We start from the raw sequence: 10,457 nt of genomic DNA on the forward strand, positions 1-10,457 counted from the left end.
AGTTTCAGAATCTTGCTTTGATTATTACTTTCCGAGAGTGACATAAAAGGGTTAACCACCCACTCAGATGGTTGACACTCAAGCATCAACCATCTACACAATTACAGACTAAAAACGATAGCCTAATCCCGCTTGGAAGCTAACAGCATCAGCCTCGCTATTTCTGTAAGCGTCAATGCCCCATTTAGCATCACCATAAGCTATGATATTTTTGCTCACTAGTGATTCAACACCAAGGGTAACGACAAGTGCATTCTGATTACCTAGTGGGGTATTTTGCCCTTCGTTAGTGACAAAAGAATAGCCACCACCAAAGTAAAGGTTAGTATTTTTAGCAATAGGTGTATCGTAAGTCACTATTGGCATAATTGCAGCAGCATCACCACCATACAGCACTGAACCTCTTACTGACACAGGTGTTTTGGGAATTACATATCGTCCTTGAACATTTCCGCCAACTTGCGCTTCATCGTTTCGTTGTCCACCACTGGTAACACCAGCAGAAATACCAGCACCGATGTAGTTGCTATTAGTACCATTTGTACCAACTGTTTGAGCAGATGCCATACCAGCAGAAACGATAATAGAAGCAACAGTAAGGAAAGAAGCAGCTAAAGTTTTCAGTTTCATAAAGTTTCTCTTGACTAGAATCAAATAAATCAATACTTTCTAGTACTAGAGTCGCTTTTTTTCCTCAAGTTCACCCTCCTGCACTTGGTTCATCCAAAGAGTTGAAAATTTTTCACCTAGTTGGGTGAACCAATTATGTTTGTTGGGAATAGGGAATGGGGACGCGGGGAGGGGGGGACGCGGAGAAATTTTCTCCCTCATCTCCCTCCTCTTCCTTATTTCTTCAAGAAACGCTGACGCAGACGGAAAACAAAAATATTCACTTCTGGTATTCTCATCCATGCTGCAATCACTGCAAATACTCCCAGCCCTACTAACCCAGATACGCCCAACTCCAACAGTAGAATTAGTAAGCCTTCTTTACCCAAGAACATCTGACAAACCACAAGGGTGAGAAAGCTTGTGACTCCAGCAACGATGCTAGCTAAAGTTAAACCGAAAATCGGCACACTCCACTCACGCCAGGGTAAACCGTTGAGTTTGCGATCGAGTAAGAATAATAGCATCAACATTGAACTGCAATTGACGCCCACTGTTGCCAACACCAAACCAGGCGCACCGAAAGGCCCCACTAAAATCCAATCTAAGAAGGCGTTGAGGAAGATATTAAAAGTACTGATGCGAAAAGGTGTCTGTCCATCTCCCAAAGCATAAAATACCCGCACCAAAACATCACGCCCTAAATAGGCAAACATCCCAATCCCGTAAGCGATGAGTAACTCAGAAACTAGCTGTGTGGCGTTTTTGTTAAAAGCACCCCGCTCATATACTATTTTCACCATCGGTACAGCTAGCACCACCATTAGTGCCCCTAAAGGCAGCATGGTAAAGGCAGCAAGTAGCAATCCTTGGCGGATACGTAACTTGAGATCGTGCCAATGTTCTGGGGCAGCAAGCTGGGAAAAGATTGGTAGCAAAGGTAACAAAATAATGTTAGAGATAATGCCGAGGGGAGTCTGCACCAGCAAATTGGCATAGTTAAAACCAGCAGCAGCACCGGGAATTGGACTGGCGAAATAAAGGACAGTGGCAAAGTTAATCGGCATCATCCCTGAGGAAATGGTAGCCGGAGTCATAATTTTAATCGCTTCTTGGACGCCGGGGGATTTAAAATCAAATCGCAGCCGCAACGAACCAAGTCCTAAGCGCCACTGCACAACTAACTGCACCAACCATTGAAGCACAGCCCCCGCCAAGGTTCCCCAAGCCAACACCATGCCACCAATAAAAGCGTATTCTGGCTTGATAATATCCCCGCCATGTTGCCAAACCAAAAACCCAATACCGATGACAACGGTAATACTTGATAACAAAGGACTAATTGAAAGTAACCAATACTGATTAGCGGCGTTGAGGGTACCAAAGCCAATGCCAATCAAGCCAGAAAATAACGCCATCGGTGCCATAATCTGGATTTGTTGGACAGCGATCGCTCTTGTTGTCGCATCCAATCCATGCCCTACAATATCAATGATCGTATCTGCCAAAAAAATCTGAGCTAGTGTCACTATTAACAGCAATCCAGCCACTAGCGTAGTTACTGTTTCTACTAAAGCAGCCGCTTCTTCTCGCTTACGCTTCGCTAAAACGCTAACAATCGCACTGTGTATCGGCCCATTCACACCACCGAGAATTGTAAATAAAAAGCCGGGGATCACATAAGCATAACTATAAGCTGTTGCGGCCGCACCTACACCAAAAGCGGCTGCGATCGCTTGTTGTCTGATTAAACCAAAAATTTTACTAATTAACGTCGCTGCGGCAACAATGCCAGCAATCCCAGCGAAGGAACGAGAAGGTTTTTGCTCTTGATTAGTCACAAATAATACTCAACAACTCTTACACAGTGCATATCTCTGGAATATTTAACCTGAAATCCCGTAGTCTGTCAGGCAAATTTTGACAATTAGACTCATGGCAATTAGTGTAACGGCGATCGCTTCATATTTGATCGCTAAAAGTATAAGGGAAGAGAGATTTACTTTTTGGCACATACACCCTACCTGTGAAATTGATGCTTATGAAAGCATGACTCCATTGAGAAGATAGACACAGAAAGGGGAATCATAACCATAACTATCAACTTTGGAATAGTTGCATACTGCAAAATCTTGAATTTTACATTATTCAACCAAACAAAGTTTGATTTGAGAAATCTTGACAGTAAATTCCCTGAATTCAAAGCAATGGATATCAATTCAACAGTGACAGAAAATCAACTTTTATTATCAAGCGATCAACTTCAAGAACAACTAGAACAACAAAAAGCTCTAGCAAATGTAATTGTCAGAATCCGAGAGTCTCTTGAATTAGAAACGATTTTTCAAACAACTGTTACAGCAGTACGTCAATTACTCAATGCTGATCGAGTGGCAGTTTTCCAATTTGATCCTCATAAAGATTGGGAGGGAGAATTTATTTCTGAAGATGTTGCGCCTGGTTGGATGTCAACAATGACAGTAAAAGTTTATGATCACTGCTTTGGCGAAAAATTTGCTGTGTATTATCAACAAGGTCGAGTGCAAGCTGTTGCTGATATTTATCAGGCGGAACTAAGTGATTGCCATGTAGAAATTTTGAGTAAATTTCAAGTACGCGCCAACCTGATTGTTCCTCTCCTACGAGAGAAAGAATTATGGGGATTACTTTGCATTCATCAGTGTAGTGAACCTCGTAACTGGAAAGAATCAGAAATTGAATTTACTCGCCAAATTGCTGATCATTTAATCGTTGCCATTCAACAAGCAAAGCATCTTCGTGAAGTCCAGTTACAAGCCATACAATTAGCTCAAGCAGCTCAAAGAGATCAAGTAATTGCTCAGCTTGTCGATAAAATTCGCTCACCTCTTGATATTGATACTATCTTTAAAACAATAACTCAAGAAATACGCCAATTGCTACACGCGGATCGCGTTGCTATATTTCGCTTCAATAATGATTGGAGTGGTAATTTTGTGGCTGAATCATTTGCTGAACAATGGACTCCTTTTGTTGGTATTCAGCCGATGATCAATGATACTTACTTACAACAAACTCAAGGAGGACGTTACGTTAATAACGAGATATTTGCAATCGATGACATTTATCAAGCCAAGTTAACAGATTGTCACATTGCTTTATTAGAACAATTTCAAGCCAAAGCCTTTGCCACTGCCCCCATTCTCCAAGGAGAAAAACTGTGGGGAATTATCGCCGCATACCAAAATACTTCACCAAGACAATGGCAATCTTACGAAATTGAATCACTAACCCAAATTGGCACACAAATCGGTGTGGTGTTACGACATCATGAGTTACTATCACAAGCTCAATATCAAGCAGAACAACAAAAAACATTAACTAGTGTTATTATTCGCATTCGTGAATCTTTAGATTTAGATACTATCTTCCAAACTACTGTTAAAGAGATACGACAAATGCTGCAAGCAGACCGAGTTGCAGTTTTTCAGTTTGATACTCAAAATAAGTGGGAAGGAAAATTTATTTCTGAAGATGTTGCACAGGGTTGGGATTCAGTAGTAGCAGCAAAAATTGGCGATCATGATTTTGGGGAACAGTTTGCTGTGCATTATCAACAAGGTACAGTGCAAGCTGTTGCAGATATCTACGAAGCTGGATTAAGTAATTATCATTTAGAAATTTTAAGTAAGTTTCAAATACGAGCTATTTTGATAGTACCTCTATTAAAAGGAGGAAATTTATGGGGATTGCTGTGTGTTCATCAATGTAGTAACTCTCGAACTTGGCAACCTTCAGAAATTGAATTTGTCAGCCAGATTGCCGAGAATTTAGCAGTTGCTTTACAACATAACAAATTATTACTAGAAGCTAGATATCAAGCAGATCAACAAAAAACATTAACTGGGGTGATTGCCAGAATTCGGGATTCTTTAGACTTAGATACAATTCTACAAACTTCTGTGACAGAAGTGCGACAACTGCTAAAAGCCGACCGAGTGGGAGTCTTTCGTTTTGATCCTCAACAAGACTGGGAAGGAGAGTTTGTTCATGAAGACGTAGCCCCCGGTTGGACTTCGGCTATCGCTGAAAAAGTTTATGATTATTGCTTTAGTGAAAGCTTTGTACCACTATATATTCAAGGTCGAGTAAATGCGATCGCTGATATTTATCAAGGAAAACTTCAAGCTTGTTACGTCCAAATACTAGAAAGATTTCAAGTACGGGCGAATATTGTTGCACCTCTGCTCAAAGAAGGTGAACTGTGGGGATTATTGTGTATTCATCAATGTAATGCTCCCCGTCACTGGCAACATTCTGAAATTGAATTTGTCAGCCAAATAGCCGAACAGTTAGGAGTGGCACTAAAACAAGATTCCTATTTAAAACAAGTGCAATTGCAAGTTGTCCAATTAGCAGAAGCTACAGAACGTGAAAAAGCAATGGAAAGACAAGAACTACTTGCTGCAACTATTGATAAAATCCGCCAATCACTCGATATTAAAAATATTTTTAAAACCACTACTCAAGCTGTTAGAGAATTGCTAGAAGTTGAACGAGTAGCAATTTATCGCTTTAACTTAGATTGGAGTGGCAAATTCGTGGCAGACTCTTTTAAAGATGGTTGGAAACCCGTTGCTAAAGTCCAACCAATGATTATTAAAACCTTTGAAGACACAGACGATGATAATGAATTACCACGCAACGAAACTTTTGTTCCCATTCGTGAAGGCGAAAAATTATGGGGATTGTTAGTTGCTTATCAAAATTCGCAACCGCGCTATTGGAAAGATGAAGAAATTAATTTACTAGCTCAAGTAGGGGTGCAATTAGGAATTGCCATTCAGCAAGCAGAGTTACTCGAACAAACTAAGCGTCAAACTATGGAACTGACTCAAGCTTTACAAGAATTAAAACAAACTCAAGCTCGATTAATTCAGGGTGAGAAAATGGCTGGTTTAGGACAGCTAATTGCTGGGGTAGCACATGAAATAAATAACCCAGTCAGTTTTATTTTTGGTAATCTGATTCATTTAAATGAGTATACTCAAGAACTACTGAGTATCATAAAACTTTACCGTCAAAATGACTCTCTATTACCCGATATTCAAAAGCAAATCGACGATACAGATTTAGACTTTATCATCGAAGATTTACCCAAAACCCTTGAATCAATGAAAATAGGTACAGAGCGAATTCACCAAATTGTACTATCACTAAGAAATTTTTCTCGTACAGATGAGGCTGAATTGAAACTAGTAGATATTCATGAGGGATTGGATAGTACTTTATTAATTTTAGGACATCGATTCAAAAATACTGGCGATCGCCCAGCGATTGAGATTGTTAAACAATACAATACTTTACCTTTGCTGGAATGCTATCCTGCACAACTCAATCAGGTATTAATGAATATTTTAAGCAATTGTATTGATGCATTAGAAGAAAAATTTAATGCGATTCAGCGGAAGTATTTAAAATCATCAATCAACTGTCCCAGGATTCCTTTAACTATCTGGATTACTACCCAAACTATTAATAATCAAGTTGTAATTAAAATAGCAGATAATGGTTTAGGGATTCCCGAAGAAGTGCGATCGCACATTTTTGACCCCTTCTTCACCACTAAAGAACCAGGTAAAGGCACAGGCTTAGGATTATCTATCAGCTATCAAATAGTAGTTGAAAAACATCGCGGGCAAATTAAATGTTTCTCCACACCAGAACAGGGAACAGAGTTTGTCATCGAACTTCCTAGCAGTTAATACTTGATAGACAATAGCTCATCTTTGTGCTTTGAAATCGAGGATGAGCTAATCTAAATGCAGAGGACGCAGAGACAGAGATCACGAAGAACCAAGAGATGAAGAACGCCGGCTTATGGTTGATTAAACAGGTGCAAAAACTGTTGTTATTACAATATCTTCACACAATATTAAAGACTATTACTGATTTAAAAATACACATCTTTGAATGAAGCTAGAGGAGATGAGTTTTTCGTACATTTATGAAACTAAGCCAAATACTAAAATTAGCTGTTATTCCTGTTTTAACTACAATTAGCCTTACGTCTACATCAAATACAGCACTAGCTGACTACTTGAACAGTGAGGGAACAGGAGGCGATTACCGTTATCAATTATGGTCTAGCGATGATGGTAATTATTACTACTTGAAAATTTGGTCATATGAAGCAAATCCAGAAAATGACCCAAATACTATAACTAGAGCATTCACCTCCACTAGAGAAGCTCTAAATTATTTTGATTGCAACTACGCTCGTAAAAACTTACCAGAATGTTCTCAATAATAATTTTTAATTAATGTTCAATTAAAATGGGTGCGTTATGCTTCGCAATAACACACCCTACAAAAATGCTCAAAAAGCATTTGCTTAACGACACCCTAAACTATCCCGCGTAGAAACACCCGTAACCGGATTCAGACCATCAGCTTTTTCACACATTAGCGCGACTTGATAACGGTCAATTAAAGCGTCTGTAAAATCAGCGCCAGTGATATCGGCATCGTAAAAACGGCTACGGGTCATAGTTGCTTCTGTCAAAATAGCATTTCTCAGGTTAGCTCCATCCAATGTGACACGATCAACTAAAGCACCTGTGAGGTTTGCACCTTCCAGATTAGCCTTTAACAAAACTCCCTTAGTAAAAATAGCGTTTGTTAAATTTGCTCCTTGGAAATTTGTACCTCGCATTTCCGCAGCCACAAAAGTCACACCTGTTAAATCAGTGTTAGAAAAATCCTGATTTTCTAAATTGATATTGCTGTAATTGATTGTATTGATTTGAGCAAAAGCTGGCCGCGGATTAAGCATTATCCACAACCAGGCTAGAAGCAAAATCACAATTAAACTACACAATCGCCACAAAATCTTTTTCATATCTTTACTATTTGTCATTAGTCATTTGTCCTGTTTTGCTTGACTCATGACCAATGACCAGTGACTATTTCCAATCTTTCCCTATCCTGATTGTAAGGTCAGATTCTAAATCACCAGTTGCTGACACCTCAATTTGACCCAAGCCTATGACTTTTTGTAAGTCAATTCCTGGTTTGCGGTTGCCTTTCTGGACGAGAATCTGAGTCTGGCGTTGGGTATCAGGCCAGTCTGGGACAGTGTAAATATTTTTAAAGCCTTTCTGTTTGAGATAAGTGATAACTTTTTCGGTTAGCTGGGGTTGATTAGAAGCATTTTGAATAGCAATTTTGAGGTTAGGAACGGGTCGCAGGTCTTGTTTGAGACCAGGCACATTCACCCCAACATAATCATTCAATAGGCTTTGTTGTCCTGTCATATTCAGCCAATAGCTATTAGGGTCTTGGCTGAAGCGGCTGAAGCTACCAGGCAACACAGTCATTTGGAAATTATCTCGTTCTAGGTTGAGGCCAAAATTCACCAACGCCATCATTTCCTCCATCTTCAGGTTGGTGTCAAAATACTTCCGCATCAGGCGGGTTAATTGTGGCAACCTGGGTAAGACAGTGGGACTATTGAGGCGTCGTAGCAAAGCTGCCATTAGTGCTTGCTGACGCTGCACCCTTGAGAGATCCCCCAAACCGGGTTCGCGGAACCGTGCAAACTGTTCTGCTTGTTCACCGTTGAGGGTTTGCCAACCACTCACTAAACTAATTGCCAACTTCCCAGAGGCGTCTCTGTATTCCATTGATTTAGGAACAAACACCTCTACTCCTCCGAGTTGATCGACTAACTGCCGTAAGCCACTGGTAGAAATGCGAATATAGCGATCAATTGGCGCATTGTTTAAAGTACGGCTGACTACCCGCGCTGACAAAACTGGCCCGCCTTTGGCATTGGCATCTGAGACCTTAGTTAATCCCGCCTCTGGGAGTGCGATCATTGTATCTCTGGGAATCGACAACACCCGCAAAGATTTTTCGCCAGGATCAAGTCTAGCCAGGAGCATAGCATCACTTTTACCAGCAAAGCTTTCTGGTGAGCCATCAACAGTACCGCTGACTGGTTCAATTCCCATAATTAAAATGTTCATGGGCCGCGATAGCTGATATTGAGAGAGTTTGCTCCATAACTCCCCAGGTAATGGCATTTTTTGCTCATCTTTGCCAGATAAACCCAATTCTTCATCGGTTTTATCGAGATTACTCCACAGCGGAGTCCAGAGCGCTAGAGTTGAAACTAGTAGCCCAGATAAGACGACACCCAAGACAACTGTCAAGATCCACAATAGCCACCGAGGCATGGCTAAACCCATCTTTTCGTAAAGCTGATTGGGGATCGCACCCACAGACGCGGCATTACGAGAAGTATTTGCAGACTGGTTTGGTCTGACTTCTGGCTTTGAGTCTGGTGCTGATGTTACCTGGTTTTCTGTATGTTGAAGTTGTTGCGATCGCACCTCATTTTCAAAATCTGGCATTTGCTGAGGCGTGACCGGATTATCCGACCATTCGACTTGTTTTATCACAATTATCTCCCCACTCAACCACTCCCTAAAAGTATGTTAGTGCAAGCTACAAATCTTGCCAGCGTAAAAGCTCACTGTACACTTGTAATGTTCTTCAGTAGGTCTGTATGACAACATGAGTACTGCATTGTTCCCTGTAATCCTTGCTGGTGGCAAAGGTGAACGCTTTTGGCCCCTGAGTCGCAAAGACCGACCCAAGCAATTTTTAAGTCTTGATGGTAGCTCTAGAAGCCTACTACAAGCAACCGCCGATCGACTGGTATCACTCGCCAATGGGTGGGGTTCTCTGTGGGTAATAACTTCTAGTCAAGTAGCTGAAGGAGTACAACAACAACTACCCGACTTACCATCTGAGAATTTGCTGATTGAGTCTGAAGGAAGGGACACCGCCGCAGCCGTTGCTTGGACAAGTTTAGAAATCAAACGGCGCTATGGAGAAGACGCGATTATTGGCTTTTTTCCTGCTGACCACTGGATTGCTGATCAAAAGACGTTTGCACACACCTTAAATGCGGCTACGCAACTTGCACAAAGCAAAGCAGCGATCGTCACCTTGGGGATCAAGCCTACTTTTCCGTCAACGGGCTACGGTTACATTGAACAAGGTGAAAAAATAGGTAGCTTTAATGAGCTGCCAGCTTATCACGTCAACCGCTTTACTGAAAAGCCCAACCGTGAAACAGCAGAAACTTTTTTATCTACGGGGCGTTTTAGCTGGAATAGTGGCATGTTCGTGTTTCGGGCTGGGGTTGTTCTTGAGGAACTACATGCCCATGCTCCAGAAATTATCGAACCTTTGGAACAAGAGGGCCCTGATATTTACCCCCAGTTACCTAAGAAGAGTATAGACTACGCACTAATGGAAAAGACAAGTCTAGCATATGTCTTACCGGTAGAATTTGGCTGGGATGACTTAGGAGATTGGAATGCGATCGAACGTTTACTTAAAACACAAGAGACTCCCAATGTAGAACTCGCTACTCATGTGGGATTAGATACGCAGGGGGCGATTATTTATGCCTCAAATCCAGAAGATGTAATTGTTACCATTGGCTTAGAGGATGTGGTTATTGTGCGCGATCGCAATGTCACCCTTGTTGTCAACAAAGAACGCACTCAGGAAATCAAACAGATCCTCAAAACCCTCCAGAACGATCCCCGATTTGCTGACCTGCTATAGAAAGTTAGAACCCCTGACAGAGGCTGATAAGGAGATTTTTCTATTATAACTTAAATGTCAAACACGGATTATCAGGATTAACAGGATTTGCGGGATTAGGGAGATAAGGAGGATGTGGTTGGACTTCGCTCACCAACCAGGAGATGAGGGAGAAATAACTAACACCCATTCCCCAGTCCCCAATCCCCAATCCCCAATCCCCAATCCCCAGTCCCCAATCCCCA

The 10,457-nt window shown here is 41.3% G+C and carries 8 protein-coding genes; 3 read left to right on the plus strand and 5 right to left on the minus strand.

Going from position 1 to position 10,457, the window contains the following annotated elements; all coding sequences use genetic code 11:
- Positions 1-108: 108 nt before the first annotated feature.
- The 3 genes from AC5JMF_RS24465 to AC5JMF_RS24475 form a co-directional block, all read right to left on the minus strand.
- Positions 109-630: a hypothetical protein gene (locus AC5JMF_RS24465; protein ID WP_495798304.1), complete on the minus strand. Its 522-nt coding sequence runs from the start codon at positions 628-630 to the stop codon at positions 109-111.
- 215 nt (positions 631-845) lie between these two features.
- On the minus strand, positions 846-2,450 hold the full coding sequence (gene murJ, locus AC5JMF_RS24470) for a murein biosynthesis integral membrane protein MurJ (RefSeq protein ID WP_495798305.1): 1,605 nt from the start codon (positions 2,448-2,450) through the stop codon (positions 846-848).
- Between the two features lie 45 nt (positions 2,451-2,495).
- Positions 2,496-2,624, minus strand: coding sequence for a hypothetical protein (locus AC5JMF_RS24475; protein WP_495798306.1), 129 nt, complete (start codon positions 2,622-2,624; stop codon positions 2,496-2,498).
- Between the two features lie 192 nt (positions 2,625-2,816).
- Here AC5JMF_RS24475 and AC5JMF_RS24480 point away from each other — a divergent pair, with 192 nt between their 5' ends.
- Positions 2,817-6,353: a GAF domain-containing sensor histidine kinase gene (locus AC5JMF_RS24480; protein ID WP_495798307.1), complete on the plus strand. Its 3,537-nt coding sequence runs from the start codon at positions 2,817-2,819 to the stop codon at positions 6,351-6,353.
- 242 nt (positions 6,354-6,595) lie between these two features.
- Positions 6,596-6,898 carry a hypothetical protein gene (locus tag AC5JMF_RS24485; RefSeq protein WP_495798308.1) on the plus strand — a complete coding sequence of 101 codons (303 nt, stop codon included), beginning with the start codon at positions 6,596-6,598 and terminating at the stop codon, positions 6,896-6,898.
- An 84-nt stretch (positions 6,899-6,982) separates the two neighbouring features.
- Here the strand turns inward: AC5JMF_RS24485 and AC5JMF_RS24490 are convergent, their stop codons facing one another.
- Both AC5JMF_RS24490 and AC5JMF_RS24495 read right to left on the minus strand, forming a co-directional pair.
- Positions 6,983-7,489: a pentapeptide repeat-containing protein gene (locus AC5JMF_RS24490; protein WP_495798311.1), complete on the minus strand. Its 507-nt coding sequence runs from the start codon at positions 7,487-7,489 to the stop codon at positions 6,983-6,985.
- A 64-nt stretch (positions 7,490-7,553) separates the two neighbouring features.
- The gene (locus AC5JMF_RS24495; RefSeq protein ID WP_495798309.1) at positions 7,554-9,053 is read right to left on the minus strand and encodes an LCP family protein; all 1,500 of its coding nucleotides are present in this window, start codon (positions 9,051-9,053) and stop codon (positions 7,554-7,556) included.
- 115 nt (positions 9,054-9,168) lie between these two features.
- Here AC5JMF_RS24495 and AC5JMF_RS24500 point away from each other — a divergent pair, with 115 nt between their 5' ends.
- On the plus strand, positions 9,169-10,233 hold the full coding sequence (locus tag AC5JMF_RS24500; protein ID WP_495798310.1) for a mannose-1-phosphate guanylyltransferase: 1,065 nt from the start codon (positions 9,169-9,171) through the stop codon (positions 10,231-10,233).
- Positions 10,234-10,457 lie beyond the last annotated feature (224 nt).

This window comes from Desmonostoc vinosum, assembly GCF_059505385.1.